General features: G+C 63.0%; 16 protein-coding genes. 10 read left to right on the forward strand and 6 right to left on the reverse strand.

Annotated elements, in window-relative coordinates:
* Nucleotides 1–220: 220 nt before the first annotated feature.
* The 5 genes from GXP39_07045 to GXP39_07065 all read right to left on the reverse strand — a co-directional run bounded on the left by GXP39_07045 (nucleotide 221) and on the right by GXP39_07065 (nucleotide 8,595).
* Nucleotides 221–2,494, reverse strand: a complete 2,274-nt coding sequence (locus GXP39_07045; protein ID NOZ27793.1) for a hypothetical protein — start codon at nucleotides 2,492–2,494, stop codon at nucleotides 221–223.
* A 184-nt stretch (nucleotides 2,495–2,678) separates the two neighbouring features.
* Entirely contained in the window at nucleotides 2,679–3,572 is an 894-nt protein-coding gene (locus tag GXP39_07050) for a carbohydrate ABC transporter permease (protein NOZ27794.1), read from the reverse strand.
* A gap of 22 nt (nucleotides 3,573–3,594) precedes the next feature.
* Nucleotides 3,595–5,592 carry a PQQ-binding-like beta-propeller repeat protein gene (locus GXP39_07055; GenBank protein NOZ27795.1) on the reverse strand — a complete coding sequence of 666 codons (1,998 nt, stop codon included), beginning with the start codon at nucleotides 5,590–5,592 and terminating at the stop codon, nucleotides 3,595–3,597.
* 82 nt (nucleotides 5,593–5,674) lie between these two features.
* Nucleotides 5,675–7,420 (reverse strand): carbohydrate ABC transporter substrate-binding protein, encoded by a 1,746-nt coding sequence (locus GXP39_07060; protein NOZ27796.1) that lies wholly within the window; start codon nucleotides 7,418–7,420, stop codon nucleotides 5,675–5,677.
* 152 nt (nucleotides 7,421–7,572) lie between these two features.
* Nucleotides 7,573–8,595 (reverse strand): LacI family transcriptional regulator, encoded by a 1,023-nt coding sequence (locus tag GXP39_07065; protein ID NOZ27797.1) that lies wholly within the window; start codon nucleotides 8,593–8,595, stop codon nucleotides 7,573–7,575.
* A 676-nt stretch (nucleotides 8,596–9,271) separates the two neighbouring features.
* On the opposite strand from GXP39_07065, the gene GXP39_07070 reads away from it, so the two are divergent.
* The 8 genes from GXP39_07070 (at nucleotide 9,272) to GXP39_07105 (ending at nucleotide 20,831) form a co-directional block, all read left to right on the forward strand.
* Nucleotides 9,272–10,309 (forward strand): hypothetical protein, encoded by a 1,038-nt coding sequence (locus tag GXP39_07070; GenBank protein NOZ27798.1) that lies wholly within the window; start codon nucleotides 9,272–9,274, stop codon nucleotides 10,307–10,309.
* A gap of 66 nt (nucleotides 10,310–10,375) precedes the next feature.
* Entirely contained in the window at nucleotides 10,376–10,948 is a 573-nt protein-coding gene (locus GXP39_07075) for a hypothetical protein (protein ID NOZ27799.1), read from the forward strand.
* A gap of 203 nt (nucleotides 10,949–11,151) precedes the next feature.
* Entirely contained in the window at nucleotides 11,152–13,365 is a 2,214-nt protein-coding gene (locus GXP39_07080; protein ID NOZ27800.1) for a hypothetical protein, read from the forward strand.
* A 133-nt stretch (nucleotides 13,366–13,498) separates the two neighbouring features.
* Nucleotides 13,499–14,446, forward strand: a complete 948-nt coding sequence (locus tag GXP39_07085; protein ID NOZ27801.1) for a hypothetical protein — start codon at nucleotides 13,499–13,501, stop codon at nucleotides 14,444–14,446.
* 76 nt (nucleotides 14,447–14,522) lie between these two features.
* Nucleotides 14,523–15,533 (forward strand): hypothetical protein, encoded by a 1,011-nt coding sequence (locus tag GXP39_07090; GenBank protein NOZ27802.1) that lies wholly within the window; start codon nucleotides 14,523–14,525, stop codon nucleotides 15,531–15,533.
* Nucleotides 15,534–15,554: 21 nt separating this feature from the next.
* Complete coding sequence (locus tag GXP39_07095) at nucleotides 15,555–17,156, forward strand: D-aminoacylase (GenBank protein NOZ27803.1); 1,602 nt, start codon at nucleotides 15,555–15,557, stop codon at nucleotides 17,154–17,156.
* A gap of 24 nt (nucleotides 17,157–17,180) precedes the next feature.
* On the forward strand, nucleotides 17,181–19,865 hold the full coding sequence (locus GXP39_07100; protein ID NOZ27804.1) for an AAA family ATPase: 2,685 nt from the start codon (nucleotides 17,181–17,183) through the stop codon (nucleotides 19,863–19,865).
* A gap of 228 nt (nucleotides 19,866–20,093) precedes the next feature.
* Entirely contained in the window at nucleotides 20,094–20,831 is a 738-nt protein-coding gene (locus tag GXP39_07105) for an ABC transporter ATP-binding protein (GenBank protein NOZ27805.1), read from the forward strand.
* 386 nt (nucleotides 20,832–21,217) lie between these two features.
* On the opposite strand, the gene GXP39_07110 is transcribed toward GXP39_07105, so the two are convergent.
* Nucleotides 21,218–21,712 (reverse strand): hypothetical protein, encoded by a 495-nt coding sequence (locus GXP39_07110; GenBank protein NOZ27806.1) that lies wholly within the window; start codon nucleotides 21,710–21,712, stop codon nucleotides 21,218–21,220.
* Between GXP39_07110 and GXP39_07115 the strand changes: the two genes are divergently transcribed.
* Complete coding sequence (locus GXP39_07115) at nucleotides 21,702–23,219, forward strand: FtsX-like permease family protein (protein ID NOZ27807.1); 1,518 nt, start codon at nucleotides 21,702–21,704, stop codon at nucleotides 23,217–23,219. The two genes, GXP39_07110 and GXP39_07115, sit on opposite strands and share 11 nt — an antisense overlap.
* A gap of 23 nt (nucleotides 23,220–23,242) precedes the next feature.
* A partial coding sequence (locus tag GXP39_07120; GenBank protein ID NOZ27808.1) for an SDR family NAD(P)-dependent oxidoreductase occupies nucleotides 23,243–23,497 on the forward strand: 255 nt, incomplete at its 3' end.

Below are 23,497 nucleotides of genomic sequence, written 5' to 3' on the forward strand. Positions count from 1 at the left end.
CGAGCCACCCCAGGGATGCAGGGTTACGCTTCCGTATCGCCTAAATTGATGCCTATGGGGGCCGGGTGACCCGGCCCCTACCCCGTTGTTGCTGCCCTCCAGGTAGGCGACCTGCAGGTCGCCCCTACGCTTGACAAAATGCCAGCGCTCCATGGCGCTGTCTCCTACGATCCGAGATGGCGGGACGGGACACGAATCGCCGCCGCCCACAAGCATCGCCCTACCGAGACGGCCACATCACCTCGACCTGCATGACCGGACGCTCATGGCGCACTTTGACGAGGGCCACGCGATGCGTCGGCACCCACTGCCAGCCCCCCTCCGCAGCATCCACATCCTCCACCGACGCCAGCGTCTTCCCTTCACAGGTGATCTCCGCCGGTGGACCCGACATCCCGCCGATCATCGTAAAGCTGAACTCGCCCGGCTGATCGCGCAACAGCAGGCGCAGGGTGTCTGTATTCCGCGCCGTCCGCACCACGGTCGCCCCGCTTGTGACGTGGATCGAATCCCCCGCCTCCCCCCGAAGCACCTGGGTGAGGCACGCCACCGGCAGTCCGGCCAATGGGAATGTGTTCACCCCGATCAGTTGCGGATTCAGCCACCAGGTATACTCCTCGTCCCCCTTCACAGCGCTGAACGCGTCCGGGTACATCCCCAGATGAGGCCCGTAAGTCATCTGCTGCTGCATGCCGTTCCGCACGAGCCCCTCGGCCAGGTGCCGCCAGTCCGCCGGGCCGTCGCTCGGGCGATAACGAGCGAGCCGAAGCAGCGCATCGGCATAGACCAGTCCGTTCCACTGGACGATCACGCCGAACCACGGCTGCACATCGTGAAAGGTCACGCCGAAGACCGGGATGGTGCCGTAGCGCATGATCGGGCGGTAATACCCGCTCCAGAGATAGGTGAACGGCAGCCCGGTCCACGCCCACCGATTGGCGGCCTCCAGATACGACGCCTCCCCCGTCAGATCGTACATGCCCAGGTTCAGGTGGATGAGGTAGGGCGCGGCCAACACGTCCGGCACATGGAGGTGCAGCTCCCAGGCCTGCGCCCCCTCCGGGCGGGTCCGGGCGTTGCACCAGTCCGCCGCATGACGTACGGCCGCCACGGCCTCGGGATCACCGGTGCACAGCGCATAGCGCAGGACCGCGCTCGCCTGGCTGGCCGTGAAGCCGGTGGCGCTGTCCCCCGGCTTTCCCATCACCGCCAGCCGCTCAGGCGTCTTGAAGTCGGCCACAGCGTGAACCGCGTCCGGCTTCCAGGGCCAGCTCCCATCGGGCTGCTGCTCCGCCATCGCCTGGTTAGCCTCCGTCGCCAGCGCATCAAGCGCTTCCACGACATGGCCGTACACCAGCGCCAGGTCCAGATGCGGCGCGGCGCCCCGATCCGCCTGCGAGCGCGCCCTCGCGACGGCTCGTCGCACCTGATCCCGAGCTCGGGCGCGCAACACGGGGTCGCCATCGGGCCAGCGGCCGTATCGCCAGAGCAGGTTGGCCACATGCGCCTCGTAGCGGGGCCCCCAGGGGTCGGCGAGCGTGTGATGCCACCCTTCCGCCCCCTCGTCCCAAGCGACGTCCAGGAAGGAGCGGACGCACAAATCGACGTTCTCCCGATAATCATGCCCAGGATCGGGCAACGGCGGCAGCCCATACGCCTCCAGCCAGGCACGCAAGACGGCCAGAACGCCTCCACTCGGGGCCACCACAAATCGAGCGGTGAGCGTCCACGGCCGGCCGGGCTGGATATCGCAGGGCGCATGCGCCTCGGTCTCCCCCTCACGCAGCCAGCGGGGCTCGACCGCCGGGGCGAACAGGGCCATCCAGTGATTCTCGGCCCCCGGCTGCAGGCGGTTTGGGGAGGAGAAGAGTGCCGCCGGAAGGCGCCAGGCGCTGTTCCAATCCTGATTGGGATCCCACAGCAAGCCCACCGCCCGCCCCTCGTGGCTGACGGCCATCAGCGGCACGGTGATCTTGTACGGATGCGGCACCGTGCGATTGGCGTACTTCTCCGCGGCAAAGCGGGTGTCCGAGGACGGCTCATCGCCCAGCAGGTACTCCAGGCCAGGAAACAGGGCCTCGTCCTTGGCGGCGCCAAAGCTCCCCTCGCCCGCCAGAAGGCTGGGGCCCATCCATCGCAACAGCCGGCGGGGTGCGCTCACCTCCAATCGATATTCGGCCAGCACCTGACCCGGGTGATCCCCAAGGGAGAAGCGGGCCGCCCAATGCCATTCCACGCCATCGCCGTCCTCCAGGCGGCCATTCAGCTCCAGGGAACGCTCCCCGGCGCCAAGGACGGCTCCGACGATCTCCACCTCCCGCCGCTCGCCCTGGCCATCCAGGTAGATCAGATGACAGAGGGGGCTCACGACGGCCATCCGATGCCACGTGTCCCCCTCATACACCTCCAGGGTCAATCCCGTCACCTGCTCCCCACGCATCTGACACGCCAGGCGGAGCCGGTCCGTCGCCAGCACGGGCGCAGCGTTGCTCATGCCTGCCTCCTCCCGGTCAAGCGGTGGGGGTTCAGCACGCTGAACCTCTACCCGCTAAACCGTTCACTCCTCCTAAGCTGGTGGAGTTCCTACGCTCGACCGGCGACAGCGTGGGAGCTGTCGCCGCTTGCTTCCACTCGGGTAAGGCGATTCATGAATCGCCCTACCTACCCACTCATGCCGGCTATGCCTTGATCGCGCCGCTGGTGATGCCCCGGATGTAGTAGCGCATACCGAAGACGAACAGGACCACCAGCGGGATGGTGGCGATGGTGTATGCCGCCATGCGGGGCCCCCAATCCGTGATCCCGTACTGGGACGTGAACTGCGTCAACCCCACGGAGACCACCTGCACCTGCGGGCTGGTGATGGTCACCAGCGGCCAGATGAAGTCGTTGTACGTCCCCACCAGGTGCATGATGCCCAGGGTCACGATGATCGGCCAGGATAGCGGCAGCGCCACCCGCCAGTAGAGATCGAACTCAGATGCACCATCGATGCGCCCGGCGTCAAACAGCTCCTGGGGCAGCGTGGCGAAGAAGCTACGACAGAGCAGGATGCCGAACACCTGACCGCCGGACGTCCACGGCAGGATCAGGGCCCAGCGCGTGTCCACCAGCCCTAGCTGACGCACCAGCACAAAGGCCGGGATCAGCGTCAACACGCCCGGGATCATCAGCAAGGCCAGGATGATCAGATAAATGGATTCCTTAAAGGGGAACCGGTGGCGGGCGAAGACGTAGCCGCTGAGCGAAGCCAGCATGACCACCGCCGCCACGGAGGTCAGCGACGAGACGAGGGTGTTGACGATGTAACGCCACATCACCGTCATCCCCTCCACATAATTCCGCCAGCGCACCGGGTTCGGCAACGACCAGAAGCGGCCGTAGATCTGGCCATTGTCCTTCAGGGAGAAGGTGATCATCAGAGCGATGGGCACCAGCGTCAGAAACAGCAGGAACAACAGGAGGGCGACGATGATCACCTGCCCGATCGTCTCCCGTCGATGGGCGCCCGCACGGGCGTGCACCAGCCGAGGGCCCCGCCTCTCCAGAACAGCCTCAGAAAGCTCCGCCATCTACACATCCTCCCCACGCATCCTACGCCTGATACTCCACAGCCGACTGGACATATCGCATGTTGATGATCGTCCCACCCAGGATCACCACGAACAGAACGGCCCCGATGGCCGAGGCCAGGCCGAAATTGTTGAACCGCACGGCCTGATAGTAAAGCTCCAGCGCCGGCGTGTAGGTCACGTTCCCCGGCCCGCCGCCGGTGGTGAGAAAGATCAACTGGAACTCCTGGATGCCACCGATGAACCCCAGGATGAGCAGCAACTTGATCTGGCTCATCAGCAACGGCAGATCCAGCCGCCAGAATCGGGTCCAGGTCGACGCTCCGTCCACCTTCACCGCATCGAAAAGCTCCTGCGGGATGGAGATGAGGCCTCCGTAGAAGATGAGCAGGGCGAACGGGCTCACCCATGGGAAGCCGATGGCGATGATCGACCACAGGGCCACCTTCTCGTCGCCTAACCACACCCGGGTCAACTGTTCCAACCCCAACGCCCGCAGGGTCTGATTCAACAGGCCGATGTTCGGATCGTAGATGTTCACCCAAAGCAGGATGCCCACCACGCCGGGCACTACCAGCGGGATCACGAAGAGGGAGCGAAGGCCGTACTGGACGGTCTTGTTGCGAAGGTGGAAGATCAACTCGGCCACCAACAACGGCACGGTGAAGGTCTTGATATACCCGGTGATCACCAGGATGACGGCGTTCTTGATGCCGACCCAAAAGTATTGATCGTTCAGAAGAAAGCGAAACTGCTGCAACCCCACCCAGCGCGTCTCCACGCCCGGCTTCCACACGGTAAAGGCGTGGTAGAGCCCGGAGAAGGCGGGGTAGTAGTTGAAGACGAGCAGCAAGGCGATCGTGGGCAACAGGAACAGGTAGGACACCCGACTGCGCCACATCTCCGCAGCCAGATGCCGCCCCGGCGCCGCCTTCACCTCCCAGAAAGTACGCCCAGAGGGCGTGACGCGTATCCAGACGATGAGCCCGACGAGAAGGCCCAGCAGGATCAGCGGTATGCCGACCCGAACCCCGGTCAGCAACCGCTGCCGGGCCACAAACCGCGCCCTCGCCGTGGCCATGTCCTGGAACACCGCCCGGCCGGCCCGCATCCCCGCCATGAAGTAACGGCCATCCGGCGACACGGCCACCGACTCCACGGCGGAGCCCATGTCGTGCGTCTGCTGGACGGAGCCATCCTCGCCGTTCAGCACATACAGCCGGCCCTCCCGGGTGCCCACCAGGATCAGGCCGCCGTCATCGGTGATCGCGATGGCGTTCACCCGGTCCGAGAGCTGAGTCTGCCACAGCACATCCGCCGTGGCCCCGTTCAGCAGCGTCACGGCGCCGTCCTGCGTGCCCGCCACGACCAACGCGCCGCTCCGGACGGCGGCCACGCCCTTCACCGCGTCGGCCAGCTGGGCACGCCACAGCTCAACGCCATCGGAGCTGAACAGATGCACCTGCGAGTCGCGAGTGCCCGCCAGAACGCGAACGGTGCCCGTCCCGTAGATCGCCACCGTGTCGGCGATGTTGGGCAACGCGTACTGCCACAACAGCTCGCCGGTCGTCCGATCGAACGCGTACACGTTGCGATCCTCCGCCACGGCGGCCACCAACGAGCCATCACGGGCGATGGCCACGTCCAGGAAGATAAAGGCGCCCCGGTACTGCCAGACGGGCTGCCCCTGCGCGTCCAGTAGATAGACCCGACGATCCTCCGAGGCCACCGCCGTCCAGGCGCCGTCCCCGGAGACCGCCACTCCCCATACCGTCCCCTTCGGGTGGAATTTCCACAACTGTTTCCCCGCCGAATCAAAGGCGACCACCTGGTTATTGCGGCTCCCCACGACCTGCACGCTTCCATCGGCGGACAACGCCACGCCATACACCACATCCCCGACCTCCGTCTCCCAGGAGGCCGGCTGAGCCCACACAGGCGTCGTCCCCCATATCAGGCCAGGGAAGCACGCGGCGGACAGGATCAGGAGCAGGAAGAACAGACGTCCGATCACTCGCATATCACGCCTCGCAAGTTGAAAAACCGGGCGAGGCGGTCATGCACCGCCCCGCCCGAGCAAGGGCCTCAACCCAGCGCCATCCTTAGAAGTTCGCCGGCTTCTTGCTGGGATCCTGCAGATCCTCCGGCGTAAGCCGCAGATGCTCCAGGATACCATCGTAATGCTTGTCGATGGAGGCCTGGTACTTATCCAGGAACTCATCCAGCGTGATCTTGTCGGTGAAGAACTGCTGCGCCAGGTCCACCCACTCCCGCACCGTGGGCTGATAGTCGGCCACACCACGTGACCGATACGTCCCGGCCGTGTCCTTCTCCGTGTTCCCGATCAGCCGCAGGTTGGCGAAGCGATCCTCCAGCTCCGGCGGCAGCTTGACGTTCTTCACCACCGGCGGGCCGGCGATGCCACCATGGGGGTTGTTGGGATCCAGCCGATTCTGCAGGTAGATCCCATACCCTTCCGGGCTGGTCACGAACATCAGGAAGTCCACCTCGAGATCATTCTGCTGCTGGTCCTTCTTGGGGACGCTCCAGAAGCCGATGTTGACCTCGATGGTGCGGGCAGGGGCGTCCACTTCCGGTCCTTCCATGGTGGGGTTGTTGAAGGAGCCGATCTCGAAGACGGTGGCGGCCAGATCCTCCGCAGAGGGCGTCGGCGTGGGGGCGCCTTCCTCCGCCGCCGAGTAGCTGTAGGTCCCCTCGGCCAGACTGCGGATGTCCTTCTCAAAGCTGCTCAGCAGCCAGGCGCCGTCCAGCCGGATGGCAGCCTTCTGGGTCAGGAAGAGCGGATAGGCGTCCGTCGTGCCGATCCACCCGGGCGGCGTGCAGCGGTCGGCGAACTGCTTGAAGTTCTCGTACTGCGCCCGCCACTTGGGACCGTTGACCCGCTGCTGGTGATCCCGCAGAGCGATCATCTTGCGGACGATGTTGAAGGTGATGCGGGTGGCGTCATCGTTGTGCGGATCCGTGGGATCGTACACCCACTTGTCATCGATGCCCTCGCGGAAGCACCAGTCGCCAGGCTGGCAACGCACCAGCTCCGCCTCGTCACGTGTGAACTGGTCGGCGTACATGCGGGCCATCCAGCCGAAGCGCATCTCCCAGAAGGAGCGGAAATCGCCCTCGATGGCCACCGGGATGTACCCGGCCTCTCGCAGCTTGTCGCACCAACCCAGGAACTGGTCCCAGGTGGGCTGGTTGCGCGGCGTCTTGTGGACGGCTTCGACCTCTTCCAGGATGCCGGCCTTGCGGAAGGCTTCCTTGTTATAGAACCAGAGGACCTGGACGGTCTCCAGGTTCAGCATGTACGTCTCACCCGTGACCGGATCACGCATATTGGCCAGGGCGCCCGCGTCGAAGTCCTCGCGCCACGGCTTGCCCGTGTATGGGGAGATCTTGTCGAGATAGGCGGAGAAGTCGAGGAATTTCTTGGCATTGACCAAGTCGGCCACCACGTTGCCGTTCACCAGGGAGGCCTTGGGGGTGCCGCCGGCGAACTGGGTGCGAATCCACTCCTGATACCCCTCGCCCGGCTTCAGCTCGACCTTGCAGTCCACATTGGGATGAATCTGCTCATAGGCCTCGCAGAGGGCCTCCCAGGTCTGGGTATCATTCCCCTGGAAGGACACCACGATCTCTCCCTCGAGCTCCGGGACGGGGGTGGGGGTCACCTGGATCTCAACGACCTCTTCCTTTTCGGCCTTCTTGACCACCTCTGCCGGCTTCTCGGCTGGCTTCGCCGGGGCGGGAGCGGCCGGCGCACAGGCAGCCAACACCATGGAGAGGATCACGACTGCGGCCAGCAGGGGCCACAACACACCTGTTCGGTTCATGGGAATACCCTCCTTGCTTCCCTCGTGAGGGTGGCGCTGGCGCCGTCTCAGAGCGCCCACCACCGCTCACAACGATGGTCACCTACGCTCAAGGACTGCACGAAAGCACGACGAGGCCGGTCAGAGGATGTCCGCGCAACCACCTCCTTTCCCTAATCGGTTGGCGCCGGTCCTGTGGAGGCCCGTACGACCAGTTGGGCGGCGACATGGACGTGCTGCGGCGGCCGCTCAGGGTCTCGCATGCGAGCCAAGGCCAGGCGAACGGACTCGCGCCCCAGCGACTCGCTGTCCACTCGCACCGTGGTCAGCGGCGGCGTCAGATAGGCCGCCACATCGATATCGTCGAACCCGGCGATCGAGATGTCCTCCGGAACGCGCAAGCCTCGATCGGCGACGGCGCGCAGCGCCCCGATCGCCAGCAGATCGTTCACCACCAGGATAGCGGTAGGACGCGGCGAGAGGTCCAACAGACGCAGCGTGGCCTGGTACCCATCCTCCAACGTGCTCCCGCAGCGGATAATCCAATCCTCGTTCAACCACCCACGTTCCTGGAGCACCTGTCGGTACACCACCAACCGCCCAAGGGCCAGCGTCGGACAGGCGACGCCGTGGATAAAGGCGATGCGCCGGTGCCCCAGCGACAGCAGATGTTCCATCATCTGCGCGGCTCCGCCTCCATAGTCCGGATCGACGGTGTCCAGATCGGACATCTGCCCCCCCAGGAGGACGACGGGGCCGTGACGACGGGCCAGCATCTCGATCTCCGACGTCAGGCGATCGCCGAAGGTGAGGAGCAGGATCAGTCCGTCAATGCGGCGGCGCAGCAGGGCCCGTACGCTGTGCTGCTCCCGCTCGGGGTCCAGCGAGGTGCTGACCAGCAGCAGGTCATATCCCTGCTCCCGGGCCGCCTCCTCGACGCCATGCACGATCTGCCAGTAATGGGGATTGTGCATGTCAGGGATCAGCAGGCCGATGGTCTTCGTCATCCCGGAGCGAAGGGACTGGGCCGCCGCGTGCGGCTGATACCCCAGTTGTTCGATGGCCCACAGGACGCGCTGCCGGGTCTCCTCTGTGATGGATACGGAGCGATCCGTACGGCCGTTGATCACGTAGGAGACGGTCGCCCTGGACACTCCCGCCAGGCGGGCCACATCCGCTTGTGTGGGACGTTTCATTCTGAACGCACCTGATGTAGAGGAGCGAAGAAGGGAAGGATCCGATCGATCGCCGATCAAAAATACACGTCTGGACAGGTACGAGGACGAGCTGTCGATGAAGGAATCAGGTTACTTACACGTGTAAGTATAGCACGTCTCCATCGCCGCTGTCAATACCGAGTTTTCGCGGGCGGTGTATCTTTTTCAGTGGAGCTGCGGCGGGGAGTTTGGGGGGGGCTGCGGCCCTCAAAACTCTCAGTTTCCGCCCTTCACCTGTCTCACCCGGCCTTCTCCATCCGAATCAGGCCGGGAAGGGCAGGTGCCGGGCGGAAAAGGGGAGATTTTAGCGGAGGGAGGTCCCTCCGCACCTCCCCTGCGGGCTTGCGATGGGCATCATGGGGCGCCCGAACTCTCCACCATTTTGGATACAGGCCTCTCAAGTTTGGCCTCTTAGGTAGCGGAAAGCAGTGCCTTCCCCCTACCATTGAGCCCCCTTCTCCCGAGTGACGTCCAATAGGGTTCGGATTTGAAAAAGCCCTGATGAGCGATCAGTTTCTCTTGACATGGCATCTCCCATCTCCTACAATGTGCAATAGCAGGCTGGCAAGCAAGAGCGCTCTCCAGTCGTGCAAGGCGAACAAAAGCTCACACTTGCCCAAATGCGAGGTGGCCAAGAACAGAAAAAGGAGGGCTCATGAACGTAGGTCAGGTGATCGAGCTCGCGAAGGAATGGGTTCGGGATCACGGCAGCCAAACGCCGGGATTCTGCGGCGCCCACCTTATGGGTGCGCTAAATCATCTGCCTAAAAACACGCCATTCCCGTCCTATAAGGATGTGGACTTGAACCTCGTGTTGAAAGAGCTCCAGACGAGCGAGCCTTGGGAGATCTCCTACAAAGGGCTCATTTTGGAATGCGGGCGGGTCAGCGTCGAGAGATACCGTTCGCCTGAGGTCGTGTTGTCTGATCCCGGACTCGCCCCTAATCTGGTCACCAATAGCATTCTGTCAGACCCCTTTGGCATGTTGACTGAGCTGCACGCGGTCGTCTCCCGAGAATATCCGCGACGGAAGTGGGTGCTCGCCCGCTACGAGGCCGAGAAAAAGCGAGCTCTCCAAGGACTGCAAGGGATCGAGCGCGCAAACTCGCTTGTCGAAATATTGGTCAACTTGTACTCTCTCATTGGGGGGATAACCGGCACCATAGCGGTTGCCGACCTGAAGCCGCCTACTCACCGCCGCTGTCTCATCGTGATGAGGGAGGTGCTTGAAGCATACGGAGAAGTGGAGCTTGAAGAAGAAGTGCTCGGACTGTTGGGGTTCGCCCAACTAGGGCGAGCAGATGTCGAGGGCTATCTTCAAGAGTGTATAGAGGCGTTTGATAGAGCTGTAGAGGTGACCCGAACCCCCGTGCCAGCAGGATTCAAACTTCATCCATACGTCAGGCCTTACATGGTCGAGGGAGCCCGGGAGATGATCAATGAGGGTTATCACCGCGAGGCCATGTATTGGATCCTGCTATTTTGGGCCATCTCCAACACCGCTATCCAACTGGATGCTCCTGAGGGGGAGAAGGACTATTACCAAGCGAAGTTTGGCCGTTTTCTGTCTGACATTGGGTGGGGCACGCTCCATGATGCGGCAATTCGCCGTCCACAAGCCAGTAAGCTGGCCAATAACATCTTCAACACAGCCAAAGAGATCATCGATCGCAACCCAGAAATTATGGACTAGCCAGCACCTGCTATTACGCTTCACACGCACCATCGACGGCTACCACATTTGCTTATGAGATCCTCCATGACACGAATCCAATTCACCAAACATCTACGCTGGGGCGCCCCTGCGCTGGCGATGGCCTATTTCGGCGCCACCTGGCTGTGGAAATCCGCCTTTATCTGGGGCAATGGCACCGGCCCATACTGGCTGTTCATCGCGATGGACCGGGCGATCCTGCCGGTGATCATCGTCAGCTTCCTGGTCACCCTCGGCGCTCTCGCGGTATGGCTCACACGGCGCATCCGCCGGGAGCCATCGGCTCGATCTGCGGCGCTGACGGGTGGATCGCTCCTGCTGACGACCCTGATCCTCCTCGGGGCCAGCTTCCCAGCCCTCGCCTCCCCCATGACGCCGCTGGACAGCCTGGCAGCGAGCGGTCACGTTTACCATCTGGCGAGCATCGGGGCCCTGATCGACAACAACTACGCGCTCTTCGAATGCGATCGCGTCGGCCTGATGTGCCGGGAGATATATCGGTCCGGTGACCATCCGTTATCCGAGCCCATACAGGCCCAGTTGGCGTATGACGCCGAGACGAACCTGTTGTCCATCCATGTCAGCGCGCACGGGACCATCCACACCTATCGCCCCTAGATCGGCATAACGTGAACCCTCGTCGATCACACACGCTCAACGTCGCATATCTCCCCGCCGCCTCAGGCGGCAGGCGAGCAGCCCACCTCATCGTCCTTTTCCTCCTCGTCATCGCCTGCGCGGGGGCGAAGGAGCAACGAGGCATCCCGGGAACGGCTATTCTTGCCTCAAGCGAGCCCGCCGCGGTCGCTCCGCACACGCCGATGACGCTCGCCACGAGCCATCCGGCCACCCCGCACACCTCCCCGGCCTCCACGCACCTATGGCGACGCACGAACCCCGGCGGAGGCGGCGCCTTCAACGCCATCGGCGCCGGCCCCACCGGGATCATCCTTGCCGCCAGCGATCTCAGCGGCGCGTACCGCTCCCTGGACGGCGGACGGACATGGGACGTCATCGGCTCCTTCCGGGGCCTGACCGTCACCCACGTCAGCGGCCTGGGGTTCGATCCGGCCGACCCGGCCATCCTCTACCTGGGCACCGAGAGGGGCATCTTCCGCAGCGCGGACCACGGCGAGACCTTCAGGCCGGCCCTGGGGCATGGCTACATCACCGACATTCAGATCGCCCCCAGCAACCCCGACGTGGGCTATGCCGCCCATCACTCGCAGTACGACGTCGCCGACGGCACGGTCTATAAGACGACCGATCGAGGCCAGACCTGGGCACGAATCAGCTCTCCCTCCCTGCCGGGAAATCTCCACATCCTGAAACTGATCGTGAATCCAGAAGACGAGAACAGACTCTACCTGCTGGCCGGGGAGGGACGCTTCGCCTGCGGCCCGGCGGCCCTGTACGAAAGCGCCGACGGCGGCGTGAGCTGGACGAGGATCGCCGCCGATCTGGGTCAGATCGCCGACGCCGCGCTGGATCCTCGCGACCCCACCACCCTCTATGTGACCACCTACGGCGATGTGTGGGACCCCGGCTACGAGTGCGTCACCGACGACTCGGGCGGCGGATATCTCTACCGGGGCCGCCGTGGCCGTGATGGAGGCTGGACGTGGGAGCAGTTGACCCACCAGGACGACCTGGGGAGCCGCAACCTGCTCATCTGGGTCGACGCCGACGATGAGCATGCCCTCCGAGTGATCGACCTGGATTACCCCGAGCTGTGGGAGACCACCGACGACGGCGCGACGTGGCAGCGGATCGGCGGCAAAGACGATTGGGAGACCGGATGGACGAGCGTGGAATTCGCTTACGGCACCAGCTTCAACGGCGACGCGAAAACCCTGGGGGTGGACCTCTCCGATCCTGACGCATTGCTGTGGGCCGATTCCCAATTCCTCTGGATCACCCGTGACGACGGGCGCTCGTTCACCCCTTTGCACACCGACGAGGTCGCCCCCGGCAGGTGGCGTTCCCGTGGGGCGGACAACATCGTCCCCTTCGATCTGGCCCTCAGCGCCGATTCCACCCACGTCTACCTAGCCATGCCCGACCTGGGCTGCTTCCGCAGCGACGATTCCGGCGACACCTGGCAGAACTGCAACGATCCCGACTTCGTGGGCACGTGGGACGGCAACGGCGGCAACAGCATGACCGTGGTCGCCGATCCCACACGCCCCAACGTCGTCTGGATCACCCAGGCCAATGAGATCGAGGACAGCCCCCATATCCTGCTGCGCAGCGACGATTATGGCGCCACCTGGCGGCCCGCCAACGCCGGCCTGCCCGACGGCATCCCCTCCGGTCTGAGCGTGAGCCCTCACAGCCCATCGCACCGGCGCACGCTTTTCATTGCCGTAGATGGCGACGTGTATCGCAGCCTGGACGATGGAAATACGTGGGGCCTGGTGCTGGACTGCAACGGCTGTCGCTACACCGCCGTGGACGCTCACAGTCGGGACCTGGTGTACGCCGGGGGTGAGGCGGGCCTCTGGCGTTCGGCCCACGCCGGGGACGCAGGAACATGGGTGCAAACCGGCCTTCCGGAGATGACAGGCGCGCGGGGAGGCGAATTCTGGGATGTGTACTGGGAAGGGGTAGCGGCCATCCGCCCCGATCCATCTCGCGTGGGATGGGTGTACGTGGCCGCCTTCGGCGCCGACCGGGGGCTATACCGCAGCCAGGATGGAGGTCTGACCTGGGAGCGCATCTTGACCGACGATTTTCTACACGATGTGGCGATTTCCCCCCTCGATTCAGACCAACTGTTTGCTGCCTCCAGCAGCGCCCTCTACTCCGGCGGATACAGCTCGGCCTCCCGTGGCGTCCTCTTCAGCGCCGACGGGGGGCAAACCTGGGCGCCATTCAACGAGGGGCTGGCCTGGCCCTTCGCCAGCGTGCTCCTGATCGACCCATCTCCCCCGCATACGCTCTGGCTCGGCTCGCCGGGAACGGGTTATCACCGACGGCCACTTCCGCCCGCGGTGCCGGGCCGCAAGCTCCACCTGCCGGAGGTCTTCAGGTAGATATGGACGGGTTCATTCCCTTGCTCCACGCGCAGCACCGAACGCCCCCACGCCCCGGGCCAACCGATCTGGACGCCCCCACGCACATACGCTACAATGCCCATACGACACCCAAATCGGAGGAAAGTCTTTCATGAGGATCCCACGTCTGTATGGACCTTACGGCCGAGGAGCCCTGGATCACGCCGATCAACTGCGTGCGTACCACGTCAATGCGGCCTGGTTCCACATGTTCGACGCGGAGGCGTTCGAGATCTGCGCCCGAGTGGGCATCGCTCCCTGCGTGGAGTTCAAGACCTTCCGGGCGGATTTCAATCAACACCCGGACCTGATCCCCATCGGCGTGGACGGCCGCCCCATCCGCTACGGCAACCTGGTTCAAGGGGTCTGCCTCTCGAAACAATGGTTCCTGGACGCCATCGAGCAAAGCCTGATCGAGGGGGTTCGCGCCTTTCAGCCCGCCGGCATCTGGCTGGACTACCTGACCTACGCGGGTTGGTTCGAGACGCCAGAGCCGGACCTGCAGGAGAGCTGCTTCTGTCCGGACTGCGTGGCGGAGTTCTGCGAGGCGACTCAGATCGACGCGGATACCCCCGAGGAGATCCTGGCCCATCACCAGGACGCGTGGACCCGGCACAAGTGCGAACGCATCGCCAGATTTGCGGCCCACTATGCGAACATCATCCGCTCCCACCTGCCCGATTGCATCATCGGCGCCTATATGTGCCCCTGGACGCCCGAGGAGTACGACGGCGCCCTTCGCCGCATCTTCGCCCAGGACTACGACCTCCTGGCGCCCTCCATCGACGTGTTCACCCCGCTGATCTACGCCCACAAGAGCGGGCGCAGCCCCCAATGGGCCCGGGAGTTTCTAGAGCAAAGCCCCTCCTTCGTCCCGGCCGGCCGTCCGGTGCAACTGATCCTGGACGCCCTGGACTATCCTGATTCCCTCTACGCCACGGCGGCATCCTCTGTGCCCAGCCACGGCGTGCAGATCTTCGGAGGGGCCACGATTTTCAGCGATCCGGATCAGGCAGCCATCTTCGCCCAGGCTGTGGAGCAAATGGAGCGAGCCACGTGATATTGGGGGGAAGGACCCTGGTCGCACAGTGATCACAACAGTCAAACACGCCAAAGAGGTGGCCCGACAATGGGTGATGGAAGAGGCCAGCAAAACGCCGGGCTTCTACGGGGCCTTCTACCACGGCTCCATAAACTGGCTCCCCGATGACGCCCCCCTTCCTGCGACCTCCGATGTGGACATCATGATCGTGCTCACCGATCCCAATCCACCGGACAAGCCCGGGAAGTTCATCTATCGGGACGTCATGCTCGAAGCCTCTTACCTGTCCAAGGAGCAGCTTCAATCACCCGACCGGATCCTGAGTGACTACCACATGGCCGGCAGTTTCCGGACGCCGGGCATCATTTTGGATCCATCCGGCCAGTTGACCAGGCTCCAGGCGGCCGTGTCCAAAGGCTACGCCAAAAGGCGATGGGTCTACAAACGATGCGAGCATGCCAGAAACCACGCCCTGAAATACATCCGGTCGGTGAACGAGTCAGAGCCCTTCCACGATCAGGTCATCACCTGGCTGTTCGCGACAGGCGTGACGACTCATGTGTTGCTCGTGGCCGGCCTGAGGAATCCAACGGTACGGCAGAGGTACATGGCGGTGCGAGAGCTCCTGGCGGATTACGGGCTCCTGAATTTTTACGAGGTCCTGCTGGAGACGCTGGGATGCGCGCGGATGAGCCGGGCACGCGCGGAATATCACCTCGCCGCGCTCGTGGATGCGTTCGACGCAGCCAAAGCGGTGATCCGGACGCCCCTCCCCTTCGCATCTGACATCAGCGATGTCGCCCGGCCCATCGCGATCGACGGGAGCCGGGAGCTGATCGAGCGCGGCGATCACCGGGAGGCCATGTTCTGGATCGCCGTCACCTATTCCAGGTGTCAGAAGGTACTCTATCATGATGCGCCAGCGGAGATGCGGGACAGGTTTCGTCCCGGCTATCGGCAACTCCTCGATGACCTCGGAATCGCCTCGGTTGCCGACCTACGGCGGCGCAACGAACAGACCGAGGAACTCCTGCCCCGTGTTTGGGAGGTAGCGGAAGCCATCATGGCGGCGAATCCGGAGATTGAGAACGAAACCAATCTCTGAATGGCGAGAAAGGGACAGAGCATGCTGGACATCCTGATCCGAAACGCAGAGATCATCGACGGGACCAATACCCCCGGCTACAAAGGCGATATCGCCATCGAGGATGACTACATCGCGGATATAGGTTCGCTGGAAGGTGCCACCGCGAGAACCGTGATCGACGCTACAGGTCACGTGGTCGTGCCCGGTTTCATCGACATCCACTCCCACGCGGATCTGTCCCTCCCCATCGCGCCAGAGGGGGAGAGTCTGGTACACCAAGGGATCACGACGGTCGTAACCGGGCAGTGTGGCATGTCGCCAGCTCCGCTGACGAGAGAACACAGAAAGGACACGCTGGTCACCTTGAACGCCCTGGTCCCCCCAGAGGCCTCGATGCCATGGGATGAGATCGCCTCGTTCAACGGCTTTCTGGATTACCTGGAGAGAACCGGGACATCGGTCAACGTTGTACCACTGGTGGGACAGGGGATGATCCGCGCGGCCGTTATGGGCTATCGTGCGAATCCCCCCACCGAGGAACAGATCCAACAAATGCAAAGGCTGGTCCACGAGGCGATGGACTGCGGCGCGTTCGGGATATCGACGGGGCTGATCTATCCTCCGGGATCCTTCACCTCCACGGAAGAGCTGATCGAGGTGGTCAAACCCGTTGGCGAGCGCGGCGGCCTCTATTTCAGCCACGTTCGCGGGGAGGCGGGGACCCTACTCGAGGCATACAGAGAGGCCATCGAGATTGGACGCAAGGCCGGCGTCCCCGTACAGATCTCCCACTTCAAGGCCGCCGGTCGGGACAACTGGGACAAGGCGGCCCTGGCCCTGGAGCTGATCGAGAATGCGCAAGCCGAGGGGTTGGATGTGACCGCGGACATGTACCCCTACGTGGCGGGATCGACTCACCTGGGAGCGCTACTGCCCAAGTGGGCCATCGAAGGGGGCATCCCCGGCCTTCTCAAGCGGCTTGTCCTCCCGTGGGAGCGCAAAAAGATCATTGAGGCCATGAAGGCCGGCGAGGGCGGGATCGTCGAAAACATCGAATGGGACAAAATTCTGATCTGCAAGTCGAGGAAGAAAGAGTACGTCGGGCATTACGTCTCAGAGCTCGCCGCCCGAGAGGGCAAAGACCCATACACCTGGACTTTGAATGCCCTGCCCAAGACCCTCGGGAACATCCTGATGGTCGTCTTTCTGATGTCGGAGGACAATATCCGAATGCAATTGCAACACCCCGCGATGATGATCGGCACCGACGGGTTGGGATTGGCAACGGAAGGGCCGATGGCATCGGGGATGCAGCATCCTCGCTGCTTCGGAACCTATCCACGGCTGTTCGGTCAGTATGTGCGAGAAGAAGGGATTTTGTCGCTCGAGGAGGCGAGCTGGAAGGCCAGTGGGTTCCCGGCGCAGAAGCTTGGCTTGAGGGATCGAGGGGTGATCAAGAAAGGATACAAGGCAGACCTGGTCGTCTTCGATCCCGCCACAATCAAGGATCAGGCGACCTATCTGGACCCGTTGCAATACCCATCGGGCATTGAGTACGTGCTCGTCAATGGCAAGCTGGTGATCGAACGAGGCCAGCAGACCGAAGCGCGCCCCGGACAGGTGATTCGGAGGAAATCGTGAGGGCACGCCACTCAGGATAGGCAGATGACCACCCCGCTTTTGAAGACGAAGCTTTATATCCCTCCCCCTCGCCCCAATCTGGTGTCCCGCCCCCGTCTCTTTCAGAGGCTTGACGAAGGGCTACATACGGGACGGCGCCTGACCCTCGTCTCCGCGCCAGCCGGGTCGGGCAAGACGACGCTGGTGAGCGAGTGGATAAGCAGGGTATCCCTCCCCGTCGCCTGGCTCTCGTTGGATGAGGGCGACAATGACCCGGCGCGCTTTCTGGCCTATTGTATCGCTGCCCTGCGGACGATCGAAGCTGAAGCGGGCATAAAAGGCAGTTCCGTGGGCGCAACAGCCCGGGCAATGCTCCAACCCCCCCAGCTCCCTCCCCTGGAATCCTTGCTAACGGCGCTCATCAACGACATCGCCGACCTCCCCGTCTCCCTGATGCTTGTCCTTGACGACTACCACGTCATCACGGCACAACCGATTCACCAAGCGATTGCCTTTCTGCTTGATCACCTGCCGCAAAACATGCATCTGGTCATCATCACCCGCACATTCCCCCCTCTCTCCCTGTCTCGCCTGCGAGGCCGGGGGCAGATGAGCGAAATCCGTGCGGATGATCTGCGCTTCACTCTCGACGAAGTGAACGAATTTCTCAACCGTGTGATGCGACTCGGGCTTCCCAGCGAGGACGTTGTGGCACTGCAGACGCGCACCGAGGGATGGATCACCGGGCTGCAACTGGCGGCCCTGGCTTTACAAGAAGACCAAGATCCCACCCGTGCCAGAGCCTTTATCGCCGCCTTCACGGGTGATGACCGCTTCGTCAGCGACTATCTGGTGGCAGAGGTGCTCCAGCGACAACCAGAGGTGATACACCACTTCCTGCGCCAGACAGCCATCCTCGACCGGCTGACCGCCTCCCTGTGTGATGCGGTGCTGGGGAGTGAAAACAGCCAAGCGATGCTCGAGCGGCTGGAAGAAGGGAACGTGTTCCTGATCCCGCTCGATCGTCGCCGCCAGTGGTATCGCTACCACCGGCTCTTCGCAGAAGCCTTGCGCTCGACGTTGACTCGGGACGAGCAGATGCGATTGCACCAACGAGCCGCCCGTTGGTTTGAGGCCCACGGATTCACCGGCCAGGCGATCCGGCACGCACTGGCCTATGCGTCAACCTCCGGAGATTGGGACGATGCCGAGCGTCTGATCCGGCTCGCAGCAGAGGAGACGATCTTTGAGGGTGGCGTGTCGACCGCGCGCGGCTGGCTGGACACCCTGCCGGAGAAGCGTGTGCGAGCCGATGGGGAACTGGCAACCTACAAGAGCTGGGTGTTGGCCCTGACCGGCGACATGGCCCTGGCCGAGACATACGCCAGCGCCGCCGAGGCGCTTCTTCGCCAGACCGGCTCAGAGAAGACGCCGGATGTGAATCTGGGCAAGCTTCTAGCCCTGCGCGCCTTCATCGCCCTCTTTGCCCATCAAGACTATGGGGAAGCGATCAGGCTGGCCAGCGACGCGCTTCGACGGCTGCGGGAAGACCAGGCGCATTGGCGTATCATCGCCCTCTGGGCCATGGCCGAATCGCAAGAGCGGACGAGCAACATCGCCGCAGCCATTGCCACGCTCCGCACAGCACGACAAGTCGGCCGCGCTCAGGGCAGCCAGTTTTTCGCCGTCACAATTGCGCTCTTTCTGGCCACAGCGCTGCAGATACACGGGCAGCGTCGCCAGGCCGTAGCCGTGTGCCAGGAGGCGATTGCGCAGTACAGCGACGAAACGGGACGCCCATCGCCGGTGGTCGGTTCCATCTTTAGCCAGCTGGGGAGGCTGTACTACGAGGCGAACCAGCTCGAGCTGGCGCGCAAGTACCTGGACCAAGGGTTGACCCTCAGCGAGCAACTGGCATTGGATAACTCGATCATGGCCTCCCTGGGATTTTCTGCTCCCACCCTTTACGCCCAGGGAGAGACGGAAGCGGCGCTGCAGGCTCTGCAAAGGGCATACAAGCTCGCCCTTCAAACAGGCCTGGCCGATGCGGATTGGTACCTGGCCGGCGAGGTCAATATCCGCCTACGGCAGGGCGACCTCGCCTTTGCCCAGCGCTGGGCGGAGATGGCAGGGATGTCATCCGGCGATACCCCCCAATACGTACATATCGAGCAACACCTAGTTTACGCCCGCCTGCTGTTGGCCCTTGAACGGCTGTCCGACGCCCGGCGCTGGCTGGATCGCCTGGAACGCTTCACGCGGGAACGCGGCCTGTTTCGTTGGCTGATCACCACCCATATCCTGCAAGCTTTGGCTGCGCAGCAATGCGGAGAACACCTCGCGGCTCGCGAGTATCTCTCCCAGGCATTGAAGAGGGCTGCGCCTGAGGACTACTTCCGGGCATTCCTCGATGAAGACAAAAGGGTTGTCACCCTGCTCCCCGAGGTACGGCATGTCGCCCCGCAGTTTGTGGACCGGCTTCTGGATTTCGCAGGGAGCCCTGGGCCAAGGGTTGGAATTGTCGCTTCCCCCCTGGTCGAGCCCTTGAGCGGGCGCGAGCTTGAGGTTCTAGCCTTGATTGCTGCCGGGCTCAGCAATCGTGAGATCGCCCAGAGGCTATGCATCGCGGTCGGCACGGTCAAACGACACCTAAATAACATCTACGGCAAGCTCGGAGCCCACAGTCGAACGCAGGCGATTGCCATAGCCAGAAACCTGCGACTTTTGTAAAACAGGAACATTGAATCCCCTCTTCCCTCTCCGGTAAGCCCCTCCCAGGGCACCTCCCCAAACGTAATCTTCCGAATGTATCTTTCGATGCATGACACTACACCCTTGGGCGTGCTATGCTGCCAGCACACTCGAGCTGACAGCCGCCGGTGATCGTCCGGCGCCTTCAGCAACGAACCTGAAGCCCACAGGATCCCCAGGAAACTATCAGCTCCTGACGGAGGCAGTATGACAGCCGACCATACCCACAGCTTTAACGGTCATACGCTGGTCCATCTCCAAGGCGTGACCAAAACCTACAAGACCGGCGCGGGCGACGTGACCGTCCTCCGAGAGATCTCCCTGCAAGTACAGGAAGGGGAGTTCGTCAGCATCGTGGGCCCCTCGGGCTCTGGCAAGTCTACGATGCTGAATATGATCACCGGGATTGACCGGCCTACCGCCGGCGAGGTGTTCATTGGCGGCCAAGCCATCCACAATCTGAATGAAAACCAGTTGGCCCACTGGCGGGGGAGGAACGTCGGCATCATATTCCAGTTTTTCCAATTGTTGCCCACGCTGACCGTGCTGGAGAACGTGATGCTGCCCATGGACCTCTGCCACGTCTACCGACGGCGCGAGCGCAGGGCACGAGCGATGCATCTTCTGGCACAGGTGGGCATCGCCGACCAGGCCGACAAGCTACCCAACACGCTCAGCGGCGGACAGCAGCAGCGAGTAGCCATCGCCCGAGCCCTGGCCAACGACCCACACCTGATCCTCGCGGACGAGCCCACGGGCAACCTGGATACGGCCACCGCCGACGTCATCTTTGCCCTGTTCCAAAAGTTCGTGGCCGAAGGCAAGACGCTGATGATCGTCACCCACGACCGTGAACTGAGCGAGCGCACCGGGCGGGTGATCCATCTCCTGGACGGGCGCATTCGCCAGGACGAGCGCAAGGGGGGACACGCGGCATGGGCATAATCTGGCGGAAAGTTTGGCGCGATCTGGCACACAACAAGGCGCGCACCACCCTGGCGGTGCTCTCGACCGCAGTGGGCATTATGACGCTGGGGCTGGTCTTTGGCCTTTCTGGCGTGATGCGCGCTCGCCTGACAGAGGTTCATCGGGCCTCGATCCCGGCGCACATCACCTTGCGGGGAGGACCGTTCAGCGCGGATGCGGTACGCATGATCCGGCACGAGCGCGACGTTCTCGAGGCGGAGGGGGCAATCGCTGTCCCTATCCGCTGGAAATTCGAGGGTGAGAGGAACTGGCGCAAGGCCGACGTGGTCGCCCGAGAGGATTACGAAGCCCAGCACATGAACCTGGTTCGTCTGCAGGAGGGCCGCTGGCCTGTAACACAAACCTTAAGCGTAGAGCGCCTCTCCGCGGCGCAACTCAACATCCCCCTCGGCACGACCATCCTCGTCAAATCCAGCTCGGGCCAACGCCACGTACCGATCGAGGGGATCGTACACGCGGCCGACATTCTCGCTCCCGACCTGGGAGGTGAGTTCACCTTCTTTGCCACGCCAGAGACGGTAGCCTGGCTGACGGATGGCATCAGCGGGAGGGGATTCAACCGACTGCACGTGCGCCTGAAAACAACGGGACAGGTCCCTTTCGAGCAGGCTGCCCGTGAGGCCGCGGCGCGGATCAGCGGCCAGTTGGAGCGCATGGGGGCGTTTGTGGAGGGGTACGAGCTCACCGATCCGGATCGCCACCGAATGCAGGAGATGGTCGACGCGATCCTGGCTGTATTGGCCGTTATGGGCGCTTTGTCGCTGGCCTTGAGCGCGTTCCTCATCATCAACACGATGAATCGCCCAGCAAGTGTGGCAGATCGGTGTGATGAAAACCATCGGTGCGACACGAGGCCAGGTGTCGAGGCTGTACCTGACGACAGCGCTGATTTACGGTGGGCTGGCTCTGCTGCTGGCCGTCCCTCTGGGGATAGTTGTTGCTTACCTGGTGGCGGTCTGGCTACTGGGGATGTTCAACGTCGAGGCCGTCCCCTTCCGTATCGTGCCAGTCGCCCTCGGCATCCAGGTGGCAGTCGGGCTGGCCGTCCCCTTCCTGGCGGCGTTGGTGCCCGCGCTGGCCGGCGCCCGCACCACTGCACATCAGGCCATCAGCACCCATGGCATTGGGGCTGGATTTGGCCGCGGCCGGCTCGATCGCCTACTCGGTCGTATGCAGGGATTACCGCCTCTTCTGGCCCTCAGCCTGCGCAATACATTCCGCCACAAAGCGCGCCTCACCCTGACGCTGGTCACGCTCACCCTGAGCGGGATTATGTTCATCGTCGTCACGAGCGTGGGGGGCTCATTCGACAACACGATGAGGATCATGTTCAAGGTCGGAGGAGACGTGTCCCTGGAGTTGGCGCACCCGCAACAGGTTTCTCGCCTGATCGAGATCGCCGAGCGCGTGCCCGGAGGTAGCAAAGTCGAGGTGTGGAGTCGGCAGTCGGCGACGCTCTCAGCCGGGAGCGGCCCGCGAGAGCAGAGGAACGACGAGAGGTACCCCGTCTGGCTTGTGGGGGTGCCGGCCGATTCGGCGATGTTCACCCCCCGTATCGTCAGCGGTCGCAGCTTGCGGGACGGCGATGAGCGGGCGGTGCTGGTCAACCACCAACTCGCCGCCAAGGACGGAATCGGCGTCGGTGACGGGATCACATTGATAATCAGCGGAGAGCGATCGGAATGGACGGTGGTGGGATCGTACCTGAACATCGACACGCTCATCGATGAACTCTATGTCCCGCTCGTCAGCCTGGCGTCCACGACTGGCACTTCGGGCCAGGGCACAACGGTTATGGTGCGCTCGCAGAGCAAGGAGATAGAGCCGCAACAGAAGCTAATCAAAGCGCTGAACGATGCCTTCACGGCACAAGGCATCGAGGTGGATGACTCATGGAGCGCCAGCAAGCAATGGCAGGAGGCCCAGTCCGCCTTCGGTGCCCTTACCTATCTTTTGTTGACGATGGCGATCCTGACCGCGGTCGTGGGCGGCATCGGCCTGATGAGCACGATTTCGATCAACGTGGTCGAGCGGGCACGGGAGATCGGGATGATGCGAGCGATCGGCGCCACCTCTCTGAGCATTGTCGGCCTGTTCATCAGCGAGGGGATGCAGGTGGGAGTGCTCTCATGGCTTCTGGCTGTACCGCTCAGTTACCCAAGTGCCCGTCTCTTCAGCGACCTCATCGGCGACATCATCCTGCAAATGCCCCTCGATTTCGTCTACTCCGCGGCCGGAGTAACGCTTTGGCTGCTGATCGTGACCACGCTTTCGGCGCTGGCAAGCCTTTGGCCAGCCTTGCGCGCGGCGCAGGTCAGCGTGCGAGAGGCTCTGGCGTACGAGTGAGGATCAAAAAGGAGGTAAACCCATTGCACTCTGCAAGGAAAACCCAACGAAACAGATACGCCAAAAAGGCTGTATTGGTCACCGGCTGCTCTTCGGGCATAGGCCGCGCCATCGCAATCCATCTGTCGGCAAACGATTTCACGGTATTTGCAACCGTCAGAAAGAGCGGAGATGTGGAGAGCCTGCAAGAGCTGCGAAGACCCAACCTGATCCCAACCTATCCTCTCGATTTGACAAACTTGGACCATATCCAGAAAGTCCGGGCGTTTGTCGAAGAG

This window comes from Chloroflexota bacterium (assembly GCA_013152435.1).
In the GTDB taxonomy this organism is placed as follows: Bacteria; Chloroflexota; Anaerolineae; order DUEN01; family DUEN01; genus DUEN01.

Coding starts and splice junctions, on each gene's coding strand:
- GXP39_07045 (NOZ27793.1), bottom strand. CDS start 2,494: ATGAGCAACGCTGCGCCCGTGCTGGCGACGGACCGGCTCCGCCTGGCG.
- GXP39_07050 (NOZ27794.1), bottom strand. CDS start 3,572: ATGGCGGAGCTTTCTGAGGCTGTTCTGGAGAGGCGGGGCCCTCGGCTG.
- GXP39_07055 (NOZ27795.1), bottom strand. CDS start 5,592: ATGCGAGTGATCGGACGTCTGTTCTTCCTGCTCCTGATCCTGTCCGCC.
- GXP39_07060 (NOZ27796.1), bottom strand. CDS start 7,420: ATGAACCGAACAGGTGTGTTGTGGCCCCTGCTGGCCGCAGTCGTGATC.
- GXP39_07065 (NOZ27797.1), bottom strand. CDS start 8,595: ATGAAACGTCCCACACAAGCGGATGTGGCCCGCCTGGCGGGAGTGTCC.
- GXP39_07070 (NOZ27798.1), top strand. CDS start 9,272: ATGAACGTAGGTCAGGTGATCGAGCTCGCGAAGGAATGGGTTCGGGAT.
- GXP39_07075 (NOZ27799.1), top strand. CDS start 10,376: ATGACACGAATCCAATTCACCAAACATCTACGCTGGGGCGCCCCTGCG.
- GXP39_07080 (NOZ27800.1), top strand. CDS start 11,152: ATGACGCTCGCCACGAGCCATCCGGCCACCCCGCACACCTCCCCGGCC.
- GXP39_07085 (NOZ27801.1), top strand. CDS start 13,499: ATGAGGATCCCACGTCTGTATGGACCTTACGGCCGAGGAGCCCTGGAT.
- GXP39_07090 (NOZ27802.1), top strand. CDS start 14,523: ATGGAAGAGGCCAGCAAAACGCCGGGCTTCTACGGGGCCTTCTACCAC.
- GXP39_07095 (NOZ27803.1), top strand. CDS start 15,555: ATGCTGGACATCCTGATCCGAAACGCAGAGATCATCGACGGGACCAAT.
- GXP39_07100 (NOZ27804.1), top strand. CDS start 17,181: ATGACCACCCCGCTTTTGAAGACGAAGCTTTATATCCCTCCCCCTCGC.
- GXP39_07105 (NOZ27805.1), top strand. CDS start 20,094: ATGACAGCCGACCATACCCACAGCTTTAACGGTCATACGCTGGTCCAT.
- GXP39_07115 (NOZ27807.1), top strand. CDS start 21,702: ATGAAAACCATCGGTGCGACACGAGGCCAGGTGTCGAGGCTGTACCTG.
- GXP39_07110 (NOZ27806.1), bottom strand. CDS start 21,712: ATGGTTTTCATCACACCGATCTGCCACACTTGCTGGGCGATTCATCGT.